Origin of the sequence: Streptomyces luteireticuli (assembly GCF_041519305.1) — a bacterium.
GTDB classification, from domain to species: Bacteria; Actinomycetota; Actinomycetes; order Streptomycetales; family Streptomycetaceae; genus Streptomyces; species Streptomyces luteireticuli.
The window spans coordinates 5,649,037-5,665,860 of the sequence record NZ_CP167927.1; the positions used below are offsets into that span (position 1 = coordinate 5,649,037).

General features: G+C 72.3%; 13 protein-coding genes, 2 tRNA genes and 1 pseudogene. 10 read left to right on the forward strand and 6 right to left on the reverse strand.

Annotated features, from left to right (window positions below; translation table 11 throughout):
* The first annotated feature begins 9 nt into the window (after positions 1 to 9).
* The gene (locus AB8735_RS25455) at positions 10 to 1,293 is read left to right on the forward strand and encodes a styrene monooxygenase/indole monooxygenase family protein (protein WP_372409607.1); all 1,284 of its coding nucleotides are present in this window, start codon (positions 10 to 12) and stop codon (positions 1,291 to 1,293) included.
* On the opposite strand, the gene AB8735_RS25460 is transcribed toward AB8735_RS25455, so the two are convergent.
* The 4 genes and pseudogenes from AB8735_RS25460 to AB8735_RS25475 form a co-directional block, all read right to left on the reverse strand.
* Complete coding sequence (locus tag AB8735_RS25460) at positions 1,268 to 2,374, reverse strand: NlpC/P60 family protein (protein ID WP_372409608.1); 1,107 nt, start codon at positions 2,372 to 2,374, stop codon at positions 1,268 to 1,270. The two genes, AB8735_RS25455 and AB8735_RS25460, sit on opposite strands and share 26 nt — an antisense overlap.
* 194 nt (positions 2,375 to 2,568) lie before the next feature.
* Entirely contained in the window at positions 2,569 to 2,838 is a 270-nt protein-coding gene (locus AB8735_RS25465; protein ID WP_372409610.1) for a hypothetical protein, read from the reverse strand.
* Positions 2,839 to 2,858: 20 nt separating this feature from the next.
* Positions 2,859 to 3,596: a TetR/AcrR family transcriptional regulator gene (locus AB8735_RS25470; protein ID WP_344024216.1), complete on the reverse strand. Its 738-nt coding sequence runs from the start codon at positions 3,594 to 3,596 to the stop codon at positions 2,859 to 2,861.
* Positions 3,597 to 3,638: 42 nt separating this feature from the next.
* Positions 3,639 to 4,574 (reverse strand): annotated as a pseudogene (locus tag AB8735_RS25475) (diiron oxygenase).
* Positions 4,575 to 5,016: 442 nt separating this feature from the next.
* Here AB8735_RS25475 and AB8735_RS25480 point away from each other — a divergent pair.
* Positions 5,017 to 5,826, forward strand: coding sequence for a polysaccharide deacetylase family protein (locus AB8735_RS25480; RefSeq protein WP_372409611.1), 810 nt, complete (start codon positions 5,017 to 5,019; stop codon positions 5,824 to 5,826).
* A gap of 140 nt (positions 5,827 to 5,966) precedes the next feature.
* Here AB8735_RS25480 and AB8735_RS25485 read toward each other — a convergent pair.
* Positions 5,967 to 6,039, reverse strand: a tRNA-Arg gene (locus tag AB8735_RS25485).
* A gap of 223 nt (positions 6,040 to 6,262) precedes the next feature.
* Positions 6,263 to 6,334 (reverse strand) — tRNA-Arg (locus AB8735_RS25490).
* Between the two features lie 173 nt (positions 6,335 to 6,507).
* Between AB8735_RS25490 and AB8735_RS25495 the strand changes: the two genes are divergently transcribed.
* The 8 genes from AB8735_RS25495 to AB8735_RS25530 all read left to right on the forward strand — a co-directional run bounded on the left by AB8735_RS25495 (position 6,508) and on the right by AB8735_RS25530 (position 16,824).
* The gene (locus AB8735_RS25495; RefSeq protein WP_372411915.1) at positions 6,508 to 6,951 is read left to right on the forward strand and encodes a PleD family two-component system response regulator; all 444 of its coding nucleotides are present in this window, start codon (positions 6,508 to 6,510) and stop codon (positions 6,949 to 6,951) included.
* Positions 6,952 to 7,014: 63 nt separating this feature from the next.
* Positions 7,015 to 7,842 carry an ArgS-related anticodon-binding protein NrtL gene (gene nrtL / locus AB8735_RS25500; protein ID WP_372409612.1) on the forward strand — a complete coding sequence of 276 codons (828 nt, stop codon included), beginning with the start codon at positions 7,015 to 7,017 and terminating at the stop codon, positions 7,840 to 7,842.
* A 23-nt stretch (positions 7,843 to 7,865) separates the two neighbouring features.
* Positions 7,866 to 9,257: a diaminopimelate decarboxylase gene (gene lysA / locus AB8735_RS25505; protein WP_372409614.1), complete on the forward strand. Its 1,392-nt coding sequence runs from the start codon at positions 7,866 to 7,868 to the stop codon at positions 9,255 to 9,257.
* Between the two features lie 119 nt (positions 9,258 to 9,376).
* Complete coding sequence (locus tag AB8735_RS25510) at positions 9,377 to 10,669, forward strand: homoserine dehydrogenase (protein ID WP_344024206.1); 1,293 nt, start codon at positions 9,377 to 9,379, stop codon at positions 10,667 to 10,669.
* A gap of 16 nt (positions 10,670 to 10,685) precedes the next feature.
* Complete coding sequence (gene thrC / locus AB8735_RS25515) at positions 10,686 to 11,759, forward strand: threonine synthase (protein ID WP_344024204.1); 1,074 nt, start codon at positions 10,686 to 10,688, stop codon at positions 11,757 to 11,759.
* Between the two features lie 308 nt (positions 11,760 to 12,067).
* On the forward strand, positions 12,068 to 12,985 hold the full coding sequence (gene thrB, locus AB8735_RS25520) for a homoserine kinase (RefSeq protein WP_372409616.1): 918 nt from the start codon (positions 12,068 to 12,070) through the stop codon (positions 12,983 to 12,985).
* 412 nt (positions 12,986 to 13,397) lie between these two features.
* Complete coding sequence (gene rho / locus AB8735_RS25525; protein ID WP_344024200.1) at positions 13,398 to 15,362, forward strand: transcription termination factor Rho; 1,965 nt, start codon at positions 13,398 to 13,400, stop codon at positions 15,360 to 15,362.
* Between the two features lie 346 nt (positions 15,363 to 15,708).
* A complete protein-coding gene (locus tag AB8735_RS25530; protein WP_372409619.1) occupies positions 15,709 to 16,824 on the forward strand; it encodes an LCP family protein in 1,116 nt (371 codons plus the stop codon).

The following is a 16,824-nucleotide window of genomic DNA, read 5'->3' on the forward strand; positions in this document are numbered from 1 at the left end:
CAGGGAGTCATGCGACGGATCCTCATAGTCGGGGCCGGTCAGTCCGGCCTCCAGCTCGCCCTCGGCCTCCAGGCCCGGGGGTACGACGTGACGCTCGTCTCCAGCCGCACGGCCGACGAGATGCGCTCCGGCCGGGTCACCTCGACCCAGGTCATGTTCGCCTCCGCCCTCGGGCACGAGCGCGCGCTCGGCCTCGACTTCTGGAGCGGCCGCGCCCCGCGCATCGAGGGGCTGGGCGTCTCCGTGGCCGGTCCGCCCGGACCGGGCGGGACCGGGCGGGTGCGGCGCATCGTCGACTGGGTCGGCCGGCTGGCGGGCTGTGCCCAGTCGGTGGACCAGCGGCTGAAGATGGCCGGCTGGCTGGAGACCTTCGCCGCGCGCGGCGGCCGGCTCGTCGTGCACGGGGTCTCGGCCTGCGACCTCGACTACTTCGCGCGCCGCTACGACCTGGTGCTGGTCGCCGCGGGCAAGGGCGAACTGGCCGGCCTCTTCCCCCGGGACGCGGCCCGCTCGCCGTACACCGCCCCGCAGCGCTGCCTCGCCCTGGCGTATGTGCACGGCCTGGGCCCGCGCCCGGAGCACCCGGAGTACGACGCGGTGCGCTGCAACATCGTGCCCGGCGTGGGGGAGTTGCTGGTGATACCCGCGCTCACCCTGTCCGGCCGGGCCGACATCCTCTTCTGGGAGGGCCTGCCCGGCGGGCCGCTCGACGTCTTCCGCGGGGCGGACGGGCCCGCCGAGCACCTGGCGCGGATGCTGGCCCTGGTGGAGCGGTTCACACCGTGGGAGTACGGGCGGGCCACCGAGGTCGAACTGACCGACGCGGGCGCCACGTTGGCCGGCCGCTATACGCCGGTCGTCCGCGACCCGGTCGGGCGGCTGCCGTCCGGCGGGCTCGTCCTGGGGGTCGGCGACGCCGTCGTCGTCAACGACCCGGTCACCACCCAGGGCGCCAACTCGGCGTCCCGGTGCGCCGCTTCGTATCTGGCGTCGATCGAGGAGCGCGGCGACGCCCCGTTCGACGAGGTGTGGATGCGGTCCGCCTTCGACCGCTGGTGGGCGGCGGACGCCCGGCACGCCACGCGGTGGACCAACGCGATGCTGGCGCCCGCGCCCGGCCATCTGCGGCGGCTGATCGGCGCCGCGGCCGGGCTCCAGCCGGTCGCCGACCGCTTCGCCAACGGCTTCGCGGAGCCCGCCGACTTCGAGGACTGGCTCTTCGAGGCGGAGGCCGCGGAGGCGTATCTGAGGGAGGTGGTGCGGGCGGTCAGTCCGTCCCCGGCCGGCGCGTGAGGGCGGGGGAGCCCGCCGCACCGCCGAGGAGGACGGGCAGGGGCGGGGCGAGCGGCTCGTCGCCCGCGTCCGGTCGTACGGCCCCCAGCAGGGGGTTGGCGGTGAGCGGGGAGACCTTCACCACCGTGCCCGGCCGGGGCGCCTGTATGACCCGGCCGGCGCCGACGTAGAGGGCGACATGGGTGGCGCCCTGGAAGTAGACCACCAAGTCACCGGGGCGCAGCCGGTCCAGCGGCACCTTGGGGAGGGCGCGCCACTGCTCCTGGCTGGTGCGCGGGATGGCGCTGCCCGCGTGGGCCCAGGCCTGCGAGGTGAGGCCCGAGCAGTCGAAGGAGGAGGGGCCCGCCGCGCCCCACACATAGGGCTTGCCGAGCTGCTGGTAGGCGAAGTCGACGGCCATCGCGCCGTGCTGGGTGGGCGGGGGGCTCCCGGCGAGGAGCGGTTGCGCCGGGGCGGTGTCCTTCTCCTCCAGGCGCCGCAGCTCGGCCAGTTGGCCCGGGGTGAGCGCGGCCAGCAGCTTCTCGACCTCGTCGAGCCGGTCCCGGGCGGTGTCGCGCTGCCGCTGCTTCTGCGCGGCGAGGCTCAGCTGGACGTCGAGGGCCTCGCGGGCCCGGTGGGCGAGCGCGGAGATGCGCAGCGCTCCGTCGGCGAGCCTGCCGAGCGTGCCGGCCCGGCGCCCGGCGGCGCGTCTGAGCTCGTGCCGGCGGTCCAGGGCGGGCCGCGGGTCGGCGGTGAACAGGAAGGTGACGACGGGGGAGAGGGCCTCGGTGGTGCCCCGGTACTGCTCGCGGGCCAGCCGGCCCGCCTCGTCCCGGCTGTCGGCCAGCTCGGTCCTGGCCCGGGCCAGCTCCTCCTCGGACCGGGCCACCGCCGAGCGCTGCAGCCGCAGCTTCGCGTCGGTGGCGTCGTACGCCCTGGTGGCCTCCTCGGCGGACCGGTGGAGGGTGTGCAGCCGGCCGAGCAGGGCGCTGACGGGCTGGCCGGGCGGCGGGTCGGCGTGGGTGCGGGGGACGGGGGCGGACAGGGCGACGGCGGCGGCCAGCAGCACGGCGCACGAGTGGCGCACCAGCCGTCCTGACACGGGTTCACCTCCGGGGCCCTGGTCCGGTCGGACCTCGGGAGGATCGTGTCATGCGGCAGTAGCATTATTGGTGCGTATTGGCCACGTCCGGGGCTGAAACCGCCCAATGCGGTCAATTCATAGGACGGTTGGTTGCCGGATCTTGCGCGCGCCGGATCTTGTGCGCAGGACGGTGTGCACCGGACGGCCGGTGGTCAGCCGCGCGGCCGGGACCAGGGCCACCGCGGGCCCGTGCGCCGCCCGCCCTCCGGGTCGTGCACATACTTCCAGCCCCTCGGCAGCCCGAGCCTGCGTGTCACGCCGGCCTGGACCCGGCGGTAGACCAGGACGGTGGGCGGACCGCCGTCCGCGTCGGGCACCGGCACCTCGTAGACCTTCGGCGGATGTCCCGTCGGCCCCAGCAGCACCGGCAGTACCTGGCCGTCCAGGGGCCCGCCCTCGAAGGGCACGTCTTCGCTTCGCACGCCCCGAGCCTACGGGGACCCTAGGGGGACGGAAGCAGGTGCTCCGCTTCTGTGAGCAGCTCCACCGTCCGGCGGGCCAGGGACGCCACCGCCCCCTCGGCCGGCTCCAGGGCGAGCGCCGCCGCGGCCACCCGCGCCGTCTGCCCGTCACGTGCGGCGGTCGCCAGCAGCAGCGCCACGAAGTGGTCCACGAGCCAGTCGCGCAGCTCCTCCACCGCCGGCTGCTTGCCCTCGTCCAGCCAGGTCAGCGACGCGCCCTCGACCGCGGTGATCCAGGTGCGGACCGCCATCCGCAGCCGCACCCCCGGCTCCGGCACCCGCAGGTGCGTCAGGATGTGCCCCGCGGCGCTGCGCCGCACCCCGTCCACGATCGCCCCGGTCCGGGACGTCGCCACGACGCTGCCGCTGCGCAGCAGCGCGCTGAACCCGGCGTCGTGCTCGTCCACGAAGGCCAAGTAGCGGTCGAGGGCCGCGGCCAGCCGGACGGTGAGCGGGCCCTCCTGCGGCACGGCGAAGCACTCGGTGAGCTCCGCCGCCGCGCTGCCCAGCGCCGCCTCGTACAACTGCGTCTTGCCGCCCGGGAAGTAGCGGTAGACCAGCGGCCGGGAGACCTCGGCGGCCACCGCGACGTCGTCCAGGGAGACGTCCTCGGGCGGCCGGTGCGCGAAGAGCCCGAGCGCGGCCCGGATCAGCTGGGCGCGGCGGCGGGTCACGTCGAGGCGGCGGTAGGAGGCGGTTCCGCTGTTGCTGCCGGTCATGCGGGCAGGGTAGTGGGTGGGGTCCTGCACGCGGGCGGCCGTCTACGCCAGCAACCCCGAACTGCGCCAGAGCCGCCGCCCGGCGCCCCGCAGCACCCCGATCTCGTCCAGGAAGTCCGTCAGCCGCTTCGCCCCCGCCTGCATGACCTCCCGCCGGTGGCCGCTCGCCTTCACCTGGGCCATCGCCTCCCGCCGGTCCAGCCCCACGTTCGTGTACACCGCGGGGTTGATGAACGCGACCGAGAACACCCGCGCCGCCTCCCCGCAGCTCAGCCGCGTCAGCTCCGCCTCCCACCGCGGGCAGCCGCGCATCTGCCGCCGCAGCTCCTCCCGCGCGTACCGCACGTGCCGCGCCTCCTCCACCACATGGATCCGCGTGACACCGCGCACCAGCGTCTGCACCCGCTCGTCGGGGAACGTCAGCCGCTGCATGAAGTCGAGGATCTCCTCGCCGAGCAGCGTGCAGGCGAAGGAACCCGGCGTCGTCGAGACGGTCTTGAGGATCCGTGCCAGGTTGTGGTGCAGCCGCGGGACGGGGTACGTGGGCGCGCCGCTGCGCTCGATGAGCCGGGCGAACATCTTCGAGTGCCGGCACTCGTCCGCTATCTCGGTCAGCGCGTACCGCACGTGCGCACTTGTCACGGGCTTGTCGTAGATGTGCCGGACCAGCAACTGCATCAGGATGATCTCGAACCAGATGCCCAGCGAGGCCAGCGACGCCGCCTCGTGCCGGGAGAGCTCCAGGCGCTGCTCCTCCGTCATCCGCCGTCACAGCGGCGTCCCGTAGAGGGAGACGAGCTCGGGCGGCCAGTACCACTTGCCCTCCTCGGGCGGCGCCTCCCAGTCGAGTTCGGTGTCCGGGTCGAAGGAGTGCCGGGCCGAGGACTCCAGCAGTCGCAGGGCGATCTGTTCGCGGTCCTTGAGCGGCCCGAGCGCGTCGGCGTCCGTCACGGATGTCCCGTGCGTCCGTTCTGCCATGGCCGATCCCACCTCACTTACGGGTTACCCGGGGTCAGCGCTTATGAGACTACTTGTCAGCAAGCTCGTCAATCCCTTGCGCCGGTCCAGGAGTTGTCGTCCGGCGGAATCGTGCCGTGCGTGAAGGGTGTTGCCCTGTGGGGTGGAACGGCTTCAACGGGCCTGTACGGACAAGGGAGTCCTGTGCGGGAGTTCTGTGCGGGAGTCCTGTACGGGAGTTCCGGAACCGGCGGAGGGCGGGCGCTGGAAGGGGCGGCTCCGGGGGAAGATGGAGCACGGAAGCCGGAAGAGTGAGCGCCGTACGGTGATTGAGGACTTTTCAGGCACTTGGTGCCTGCTTTGTCACTGTTTTGTGAGCGATACCGCATAAGGGAACGACTTGCGGTACAAGCACGTCTTCGCGGGCAGGGTACAGACAGGCGTGCGAGGGAGTGGATCGTTCATGACGCAATCTACCGGGCGGGGGCGGCACATCACGGTTGCGGCCGCGTCGGGACTGGCGCTCCTCGGGGTGATACTGGGCTCGGTGGCGATGGCCGGCCAGGGATCGCACGACGGGGGCGGCGGGCGGGTCGCCGCGGACGCGCCGGTCGCGAAGGTCCCCCGCGAGCGGGGCAAGGCCGCCGAACCCGACGCGGGCGGGCCGGTGTCGGAGGAGATCTCGCACGACAGCGAGAGCCCCGGCAAGGTCGTCAACATCACCATCGACGACGGCCCGGACCCCGTCTGGACCCCCAAGGTGCTCGACCTGCTCCGGCGCAGCAACGTCAAGGCGACGTTCTGCATGATAGGTCCGCGCGCCAAGGAGTACCCGTCGCTCGTGAAGAAGGTCGTCGCCGACGGCCACCGGCTCTGCGACCACTCCATGAACCACAACACCGCCATGGACAAGCGCCCCGAGTCCTACCAGGCGAGCGAGATCCTCGACGCCCAGAAGCTGATAGAGGACGCCGCCGGCGACGGGACGAAGGTCCGCTACTACCGCGCCCCCGGCGGCGCGTTCACCCCCTACAGCCGCAAGGTGGCCGCGGCCCACGGCATGCGCCCGCTCGGCTGGCAGGTGGACAGCCGCGACTGGCAGCGCCCGGGGACGGCCCGCATCGTGGCCAACGTCAAGCGGGAGGTGGCCGACGGCCCCACGATCCTCTTCCACGACGCGGGCGGCGACCGCAGCCAGTCGCTGGCCGCGCTGGAAGAAACGCTTCCCTGGCTGAAGCAGCAGGGCTACGGCTTCAGCTTCCCCAAGATCTGAACCCCGGGCACGGCGAACTCCCCCACCGTTCCGGCGCCTTCGGGCCGCGGCTCCCCCAAGCCCGGCCCGCGCGCCGTGCGTTGGCGCCTCCGGGTACGCAAAAGGCCCGCTCCGATCGGAATCGGAACGGGCCTTCACAGTGCGCTCGGCAGGATTCGAACCTGCAACCTCTTGATCCGTAGTCAAGTGCTCTATCCGTTAAGCTACGAGCGCCGGCTGCGAGAACAACTTTACATGCTCTTCTGACCTGCGATGACCACGAGCGGGGCGAGCGTGGAAGCGAATGCTGTGATTGCCGTCACAGGCGTGGATGGGTCTCAGGCGTAAGCAGTCTCAGGCATAAGCACTCAGGCATAAGCACTCAGGCATAAGCAAAAGACCCCGCATCAACCTTGCGGCTGATTGCGGGGTCTTCCGGCACTTCTTTGTTTCGAAGTGCCCCCGGCAGGATTCGAACCTGCGCACACGGCTCCGGAGGCCGTTGCTCTATCCCCTGAGCTACGGGGGCGCGTCTTCCGTTCGCGATCTCGCTCGCGGCGACAGGAAGAACAGTACCAGCTCCGGCCGGGTGATCCGTAACGGGTTGCCGGGCGGGGCCGGGGCGCTCGCCCGCGGGGGTCGGAAGTGCGGAAAAGCCGGACGCGGCGCCGGTCGCGCGCCTACTCTCGGGGTGTGCCTGGCTTGTCCGGCCGGGTCCTTGTTGTCGACGACAACAGGGTCATCCGGCAGTTGATCAGGGTCAATCTCGAGCTCGAGGGCTTCGAGGTCGTGACCGCGGCCGACGGTGCCGAGTGTCTGGAGATCGTGCACAGCGTGCGCCCGGACGTCGTGACTCTGGATTTCGTCATGCCCCGGCTCGACGGGCTGCGGACGGCCGCGCGGCTGCGGGACGACGCGCGCACACGGCACATACCCGTCGCCCTCATCAGCGCCTGCACCCAACTGGAGGTGGAGGGCGGGCGGTCGGCGGGGGTGGACGCGTTCCTGGCGAAGCCGTTCGAGCCCGCGGAGCTCGTGCGGATGGTGCGCAGACTGCGGCGCGGCCGCGGGGGAGCGGGGAAGGCGGTGCCGGCGGAGGGCGCCGCGCCGGGGGATGCGGAGCCGGTCGTACGGCCGGCGGGGTAGCCGGGCAAAAGGAGAGGAAACCGGTTGGCGGAGTGACCCACCTCCTCCCCTAGGGTGGACCCCGTGACCCCCGCCGATCTCTCCCGCACCGTGCTGCACACCGTGCGTCGCGCCGTCGAGGCCGACGAGCTGTGCGCCGTGGTGCCGGCGACGGCCGGTGTGCGGGTGCCGCCCCGGCCGGGATGCGGCGACTACGCCACCAACATCGCGCTGCGGCTGGCCAAGGACAGCGGGCGGCCCGCCCTGGACGTGGCCGAGCTGCTGCGGCGCCGCCTGGTGCGGGAGCCGGGCATCGCCCGGGTCGAGATCGCCGGGCCCGGGTTCCTCAACATCACCCTCGACGGCCCGCACGGCGGACGGATCGTACGCGAGGCGCTCGCGCGGACGGCGGGGAGCGAACCGCTGACGCTGCGCCCCCCGGACGCCCTGGTGCAACGGCTCGGTGCCGACGCCGCCCGCTGGAGCCTGCTCTGCCCCCCGGGCCTCGACCGCGACCTGCTCCTCGTCCAGCGCGAGAGCAACCCCCTCTTCCGGGTGCGGTACGCGCACTCCCGCTGCCGCGCGCTGCTGCGCAACGCGCACGACCTCGGCTTCGGCCCGCAGGTGCCGGAGGCCGCGGAGATCTACGACGACGAGGACGCCCCCCTGCTGGCCGCCCTCGCCGACCACCCCCGCATCGCCGCCGCCCGCGACCCCGAGCGGCTGGCCCGCGCCCTGGAGCGGCTGGCCGACACCGTCCTGCGCTGGCAGACGACGTGTACGCCGCTGCCCCGCGGCGACGAGAAACCCTCGGTCGTCCACCGCGCCCGGCTGGCCCTCGCCGAAGCCACGGGAACGGTGCTCGCGGACGGCCTGCACCAGCTCGGCATCACCGCACCCGCACACCTCTGAGCACCTCCGAGGGGATCGCCACCATGAGCCGCTCCGCCCACCCCGCCGGGCCCCGCTACGCCGACGTCCTGCCCGAGGGACACCACCCCGCGCCGCCCGCCGACCTCAACGCCCTGGACCCGCGCGTCTGGTCCCGCACCGTCGCCCGCGACGCCGCCGGCACCGTCACCGTCGGCGGGCTGGACGTGGGGCACCTGGCCGAGGAGTTCGGGACGCCCGCCTACTTCCTCGACGAGGACGACTTCCGGGCCCGCTGCCGCGCCTGGCGCGAGGCGTTCGGCCCGGACGCGGACGTCTTCTACGCGGGCAAGGCGTTCCTCTCCCGCGCCGTCGTGCGCTGGCTGGCCGAGGAGGAGCTCAACCTCGACGTCTGCTCCGGCGGCGAGCTCTCCACCGCGCTCGCCGCGGGCATGCCCGCCGAGCGCATCGCCCTGCACGGCAACAACAAGTCCACCGAGGAGATCGCCCGCGCCGTCGAGGCCGGCGTCGGACGGATCGTCGTCGACTCCTTCCAGGAGATCGTGCGCGTCGCCCACATCGCCCAGAAGGCCGGGAAGCGCCAGCGGGTGCAGATCCGCGTCACGGTCGGCGTCGAGGCGCACACCCACGAGTTCATCGCCACGGCCCACGAGGACCAGAAGTTCGGCCTCCCGCTGGCCGGCGGGCAGGCCGCCGAGGCCGTGCGCCGGGCGCTCAAGCTCGACGGGCTGGAGCTCGTCGGCGTCCACTCGCACATCGGCTCGCAGATCTTCGACACCTCCGGCTTCGAGGTCGCGGCCCGCCGCGTCGTCGGACTGCTGGCCGAGGTCCGCGACGAGCACGGCGTCGAGCTGCCGGAGATCGACCTCGGCGGCGGTCTGGGCATCGCCTACACCTCCGAGGACGACCCGCGCGAGCCGCACGAGATCGCGACCGCGCTGCGCGCCATCGTCGAGCGGGAGTGCGCGGCCGCCGGGCTCGCCGTGCCGCGGCTGTCCGTCGAGCCGGGGCGCGCCATCGTGGGCCCCACCGCCTTCACGCTCTACGAGGTGGGGACGGTCAAGGAGCTGCCCGGACTGCGCACCTACGTCAGCGTCGACGGCGGCATGTCCGACAACATCCGTACGGCGCTCTACGACGCGGACTACTCCGTGGCGCTGGTCTCCCGCACCTCGACGGCGGAGCCGATGCTCTCCCGCGTCGTCGGCAAGCACTGCGAGTCCGGTGACATCGTCGTGCGCGACGCCTTCCTCCCCGCGGACCTCGCCCCCGGCGACCTGATCGCCGTCCCCGCGACCGGCGCGTACTGCCGGTCGATGGCGAGCAACTACAACCACGCGCTGCGCCCGCCCGTCGTGGCGGTCAAGGACGGCACGGCGCGAGTGATCGTCCGACGCGAGACCGAAGAGGACCTGCTCCGGCTCGACGTCGGCTGACAAAGCCGCTGATGGCCGCGTCGTAAAAAGAATGGTCTCGGATGCTGGACGGGCTGGGGAACCACCCGTCCGGTGAGTGAGACTGTGTACCACCCAAGATGTATGAGAAACGAGGTCGGATGATGCGTACGCGTCCGCTGAAAGTGGCGCTGCTGGGCTGTGGAGTAGTCGGCTCCGAGGTGGCGCGCATCATGACGACGCACGCGGACGACCTCACGGCGCGGATCGGGGCCCCCGTCGAGCTGGCCGGCATCGCGGTCCGCCGCCCGAGCCGGGTGCGCGCCGGGGTCCCCGAGGAGCTGATCACCACCGATGCGACGGCCCTGGTCAAACGGGGTGACATCGACGTCGTCGTCGAGGTCATCGGTGGCTTGGAGCCGGCCCGCACGCTGATCACCACCGCCTTCGAGCACGGCGCGAGCGTCGTCTCCGCCAACAAGGCGCTGCTCGCCGAGGACGGCGCCGCGCTGCACGCCGCCGCGGAGAAGCACGGCGTGGACCTCTACTACGAGGCCGCCGTCGCCGGTGCCATCCCGCTGGTCCGGCCGCTGCGCGAGTCCCTGGCCGGCGACAAGGTCAACCGGGTGCTGGGCATCGTCAACGGCACCACCAACTTCATCCTCGACAAGATGGACACCAGCGGCGCGGGCTACTCCGAGGCGCTGGACGAGGCCACCGCGCTGGGCTACGCCGAGGCCGACCCCACCGCGGACGTCGAGGGCTTCGACGCCGCCGCCAAGGCCGCGATCCTGGCGGGCATCGCCTTCCACACCCGGGTCCGGCTGGACGATGTCCATCGCGAGGGCATGACGGAGGTCACCGCCGCGGACTTCGCCTCCGCGAAGCAGATGGGCTGCACCATCAAGCTGCTGGCGATCTGCGAGCGGGCCGCCGACGGCCGCTCCGTCACCGCCCGGGTGCACCCGGCGATGATCCCGCTGACCCATCCGCTCGCCTCGGTGCGCGAGGCGTACAACGCGGTGTTCGTCGAGGCCGAGGCGGCCGGGCAGCTGATGTTCTACGGCCCGGGCGCCGGCGGCTCGCCGACCGCCTCCGCGGTCCTCGGCGACCTGGTCGCCGTCTGCCGCAACAAGCTGGCCGGGGCCACCGGCCCGGGGGAGTCGGCGTACGCGGCGCTGCCGGTGAGCCCGATGGGCGAGGTGGTCACGCGCTACCACATCAGCCTCGACGTGGCCGACCGGCCGGGCGTCCTCGCCCAGGTCGCCACGGTCTTCGCCGAGCACGGCGTCTCCATCGACACCGTCCGCCAGCAGGGCAAGGACGGTGAGGCGGCGCTGGTCGTCGTCACCCACCGGGCCGCCGACGCCGCGCTGTCGGCCACGGTCGAGGCGCTGCGCAGGCTGGACACGGTGCGCGGGGTCGCGAGCATCATGCGCGTTGAGGGCGAGTAGGGAAGCAAGAGGAACCATGAGCGTGAACAAGCCCACCCGTCAGTGGCGGGGCATCATCGAGGAGTACCGCGACCGCCTCCCGGTCTCGGCGGACACGCCGGTGGTCACCCTGCGCGAGGGCGGTACGCCGCTGGTGCCCGCGCAGGTGCTCTCCGAGCGCACCGGCTGTGAGGTCCATCTGAAGGTGGAGGGGGCCAACCCCACCGGCTCCTTCAAGGACCGCGGCATGACGATGGCCATCTCGCGCGCCAAGGAGGAGGGCGCGAAGGCCGTCATCTGCGCCTCCACGGGCAACACCTCGGCCTCCGCGGCCGCCTACGCGGTGCGCGCGGGCATGGTGTGCGCCGTCCTGGTCCCCGAGGGCAAGATCGCGCTCGGCAAGATGGGCCAGGCGCTGGTGCACGGCGCGCGCATCCTCCAGGTCGCGGGCAACTTCGACGACTGCCTCGACCTGGCGCGCGGGCTGGCCGACAACTACCCGGTGGCACTGGTCAATTCGGTCAATCCGGTGCGTATCGAGGGCCAGAAGACGGCGGCCTTCGAGATCGTCGACGCGCTCGGCGACGCCCCCGACATCCATGTCCTGCCGGTCGGCAACGCGGGCAACATCACCGCCTATTGGCGCGGGTACCGGGAGTACGCCGCCGACGGCATCGCCTCCCGCACCCCGCGCATGTGGGGCTACCAGGCCTCCGGTTCGGCGCCGATCGTGCGCGGCGCCCCGGTGAAGGACCCGCACACCATCGCCACGGCCATTCGCATCGGCAATCCCGCCTCGTGGCAGTTCGCCGAGCAGGCGCGCGACGAGTCGGGCGGCCGGATCGACGAGGTGACGGACCGTCAGATCCTCGCCGCCTACCGGCTGTTGGCCGCGCAGGAGGGCGTCTTCGTCGAGCCCGCCTCGGCGGCGAGCGTCGCCGGCCTGCTGAAGGCGGCCGAGGCGGGCCTGGTGGACCCGGGCCAGCGCATCGTCTGCACGGTGACCGGCAACGGGCTCAAGGACCCCGACTGGGCGGTGGCCGGTGCCCCGCAGCCGGTCACGGTCCCGGTGGACGCCGCCATCGCCGCGGAGCGGCTCGGCCTCGTATAAACGAGCCGGGGCACGCGCCCCCGGCCGCCCGGACCGCCCGATGGCGGTCCGGGCAGGTCCCGCTGATACCGCCCCGCGCACAAGAAGGGGCAGGATCAGGGAAAGACCATCCCAAATCCGGCGCGCCGCAGGCGACACGCATCGCGCGCCTCCTGTGCGCCCTATGTCGCCACAGAACCTTCCTTCGATAGGCTGTCCTCACTCCGCCCCGTCGCAGAACCGAGCCGCCCCCCATGCGGTCTCGCCGTCGCGGCCCTTGCGGATGTCGCACGCCCTACCAAGGCCACACCAAGGAGAGTCATCGAGCGATGGCCGGTCCCGCCTTCCGCGCCGCCGCCGTCCGAGTGCGCACCCCCGCCACCAGCGCAAATCTCGGTCCCGGCTTCGACGCCCTCGGTCTGTCCCTGGGTCTCTACGACGACGTCGTGGTCCGGGTGGCCGAATCCGGGCTGCACATCGACATCGCCGGCGAGGGCGCCGATTCCCTCCCGCGCGACGAGAGCCACCTGCTCGTACGGTCCCTGCGCACCACCTTCGACCTGCTGGGCGGCCAGCCGCGCGGCCTCGAGGTGGTCTGCGCCAACCGCATTCCGCACGGCCGTGGCCTGGGCTCGTCGGCCGCCGCCATCTGTGCGGGCATCGTCGCCGCCCGGGCGGTGACGATAGGCGGGGCCGAGCGGCTCGACGGGACGGCGATGCTGGAGCTGGCCACCGAGATCGAGGGCCACCCCGACAACGTCGCCGCGTGTCTGCTCGGCGGCTTCACCCTGGCCTGGACGGACGGGGGAGCGGCCCGGGCCATTCGGATGGACCCCGCTAGTTCCATCGTTCCGGTGGTCTTCGTCCCCGGCCGCCCGGTGTCCACCGAGACCGCGCGGGGGCTGCTGCCGCGCCAGGTCCCCCATGTGGACGCCGCGGCCAACGCCGGACGGGCCGCACTGCTGGTCGAGGCGATGACCCGGCGCCCCGAACTGCTGCTGCCGGCCACCGAGGACCGGCTCCACCAGGAGTACCGCGCCCCGGCGATGCCGGAGAGCGTGGCCCTGGTCAACCGACTGCGGGCGGACGGCGTGCCCGCGGTCGTCTCCGGTGCGGGCCCCACGGTGCTCGCGCTGGTCGAGGACGCCGCGGCCGACAAGGTCGCGCGACTGGCGGGCGAGGGATGGGCGGCCAACCGGCTGGCCCTCGACGCCGGGGGGACGAGCGTGCTGCCGCTCGCCGCATGAGGCAGGCGGCGGCGGCCCGCGCGTGACAGAGGAAGGGCCCCGTGGAAACGCGGTTGCCGGTCTTTGAGAGGGGGAATGTTTGTGGGATCCGGTAGTGTTAACCTCAAGTCTGCACCCGAAGCCACATCGGCTCGGTGCTCTGTGTCCCGATCAGGGACCGCTTTTCTTCCGGGAGCCTCCCAGACTGCCTGAGCAGATTCGAGCACGCTCCGGAATAGGCGTGGGCGACATGAGTGAAGTGATGCGTCATGTCTTCACTGATTTCTTCACGCCGGCATCAACGCACTGATTCTTCCGCCGTACCGCGGCGGACCACCGCCCCGGCCCGGTTCGCAAGCAGGACCGCAGCCGGACAGCACAACCGGTCGCCGAGCCAGACAGGCCGACGCCCGCTCCAGGGAAGGACCCCTTCGTGAGCGACACCACCGATCTGATGGGCGTGAACGCCGCGGGCACTGACAAGAGTGCCTCCGCGCCCGCCACGGACGCTCCCGCCGCCCCGCGGCGACGCCGCTCGGGCACCGGCCTCGACGCCATGGTCCTGGCCGAGCTCCAGCAGCTCGCCTCCAGCCTCGGCATCAAGGGCACCGCGCGGATGCGCAAAGGCCAGCTGATCGAGGTCATCAAGGAGAAGCAGGCCGCCTCCGGCGGTGCCGCCAAGCCCGCGGCCGAGAAGAGTGCGGAGGCCCCGGCGGAGAAGCCCAAGCGCCGTGCCACCTCGCGGGCCCGTACGGGTGAGGCCGAGAAGGCCGCCGAGCAGGCCACCGCCCCGCAGCAGATCGAGATCCCGGGCCAGGGCGGCAGCGACGAGGCGCCGGCCGGCGAGCGCCGCCGCCGTCGGGCCACCGCGCCCGCCGGCAGCCCGGAGACCGCCGCGGCCGAGGCCGCGACCCCGGCCCGCACCGAGGTGCTGACCTCGGAGAAGCCGGAGGCCGAGGCCGACGGCGGCCGCAAGGGCGACCGTCAGGACCGCGGCCAGAAGGGCGACCGCCGGGAGCGCGGCGAGCGTGGCGAGCGCGGTCAGCGCGACCGCCGCGGCCGTGGCGAGGAGGGCGCCGGCCAGCAGGGCGCGGGCGGGCGCCAGCAGCGCGAGCGCGCCGGCCGCGCCGCTGAGGGCCCGCAGGACGAGGACGACTTCGATGGCGGCCGTCGTGGCCGGCGCGGCCGCTACCGCGACCGTCGTGGCCGTCGCGGCCGCGAGGACTTCGCGAACGAGCCGCAGGTGTCCGAGGACGACGTCCTGATCCCCGTCGCGGGCATCCTCGACATCCTGGACAACTACGCCTTCATCCGGACCTCCGGCTACCTGCCCGGTCCGAACGACGTCTACGTCTCCCTCGCCCAGGTCCGCAAGAACGGCCTGCGCAAGGGCGACCACGTCACCGGTGCGGTGCGCCAGCCCAAGGACGGCGAGCGCCGCGAGAAGTTCAACGCCCTCGTGCGCCTCGACTCGGTGAACGGCATGGCGCCCGAAACCGGCCGCGGGCGGCCCGAGTTCCACAAGCTGACCCCGCTCTACCCGCAGGACAGGCTGCGGTTGGAGACCGACCCGGGCGTTCTGACGACCCGTATCATCGACCTGGTCGCCCCCATCGGCAAGGGCCAGCGCGGTCTGATCGTGGCCCCGCCGAAGACCGGCAAGACCATGATCATGCAGGCGATCGCCAACGCGATCACCACCAACAACCCCGAGTGCCACCTGATGGTCGTCCTGGTCGACGAGCGTCCGGAAGAGGTCACCGACATGCAGCGGTCGGTCAAGGGCGAGGTCATCTCCTCGACCTTCGACCGTCCGGCCGAGGACCACACCACCGTCGCCGAGCTGGCCATCGAGCGCGCCAAGCGCCTCGTCGAGCTGGGTCACGACGTGGTCGTGCTGCTCGACTCCATCACCCGCCTGGGCCGCGCCTACAACCTGGCCGCCCCGGCCTCGGGCCGCATCCTGTCCGGTGGTGTCGACTCGACCGCGCTCTACCCGCCGAAGAAGTTCTTCGGCGCCGCGCGCAACATCGAGGACGGCGGCTCGCTGACCATCCTGGCCACCGCGCTGGTCGAGACCGGCTCGCGGATGGACGAGGTGATCTTCGAGGAGTTCAAGGGCACCGGCAACATGGAGCTCAAGCTCGACCGGAAGCTCGCCGACAAGCGCATCTTCCCCGCGGTGGACGTCGACCCGTCCAGCACCCGCAAGGAGGAGATCCTGCTCGGCGCCGACGAGCTGGCCATCGTCTGGAAGCTCCGCCGCGTGCTGCACGCCCTGGACTCGCAGCAGGCCATCGAGCTGCTCCTCGACAAGATGAAGCAGACGAAGTCCAACGCCGAGTTCCTGATGCAGATCGCCAAGACGGCGCCCGCGCCGGGCAACGGCAACGACTGACGTCCGACGGCAGGCGGAACCCCCTCTCGCACCGCGAGAGGGGGTTCCGCCTTTTTGCCGTCGTGCGCCGCGTCGCCGTTTTCGCCGTCGTGATCTTGTCGAGTCCTCCCCGTGACCTTCTGAGACTTCCGCCACAGGCACCCCGCTCCGCACACCCCTGCGCAAGTCCTGGCACAACGGGCGAAAACGCAGGTGGCAGGGGGTGCGCACGAGATCGGGACGGCGCGTCGCGCGGACCGTTCCTAAGAAAGCCCTCACACGGCGCCGTGCAACCCTGTCGCAGACCTCGCCGTCTGAGTTCCACGACGGCAGGGGGGAAGCCGAACCAGCGGAGGACTGAAAACGTATGGCGGACGAGAGCAGGGGTACGAGGGCCGGCGCACGCCGCCGGCGTCCCGGCGGGCCCCGTGGCCGCCGGCGCAAGCCCCGCGAGCGCCGCAAGGGCTGGCGAATAGCCCTCTGGACGACCACGGCCGTGGTCGTCCTGGGCGGCTCGGGCGTCGGGTACGCCTACTTCAAGCTCAACGGCAACCTGCACGGTGTCGACATCAACTCCGCCCTCGGCACCGACCGCCCCGACAACGTGGACAACGGCTCGCAGGACATCCTCGTCCTCGGTTCGGACTCGCGGGCCGGGGCCAACGGCCAGTACGGCCGCGACGAGGGCAGTGCCCGCTCCGACACCGCGATGATCGTCCACGTCTACGCGGGCCACAAGAAGGCCAGCGTCGTCAGCATCCCGCGCGACACCATGGTTCCCCGGCCCGAGTGCAGGACGCTCGACGGCAAGGTGAGCCCGGCCGTCAAACGGGCGCAGTTCAACGACGCCTACTCGGTCGGCGGCGCGGTCTGCGCGGTCAAGACCGTCGAGGCCATGACCGGGATCCGCATGGACCACTACCTGGAAGTGGACTTCGCCGGCTTCCAGAAGCTCATCGACAAGCTCGGCGGCGTCGAGGTCACCACCACCAAGCCGATCCGCGACAAGTGGAGCCACCTCAACCTCACCGCGGGCACCCACCGGCTCGACGGCGAGCAGTCCCTGGGGCTGGTGCGCACCCGGCACGGCGTCGGCGACGGCAGCGACCTGGGCCGCATCAAGCTCCAGCAGGCCTTCATCAAGGCACTGATCGACCAGGTCAAGTCCGTCGGGCTGTTCACCAGCCCGACGAAGCTCTATGGGATCGCCGACACCGCCACCAAGGCGCTCACCACCGATTCCGACCTGGCCTCGGTCGACAAGCTGCTCTCCTTCGCCAACGGCCTCAAGGGCATCGGCTCGGGCGACATGCATATGACCACGCTGCCCGTGGGGCCCGACCTGTTCGACAAGAACCGGGTCGCGCCGCTGCCCGAGGCCAAGCAGGTCTGGCAGGCGCTCCACGACGACAAGCCCATCCCCGAGTCCGCCCTCAAGGGCGGCGAGGGGACGAAGACCGACGCCGACGGCGTGGTCAAGTAG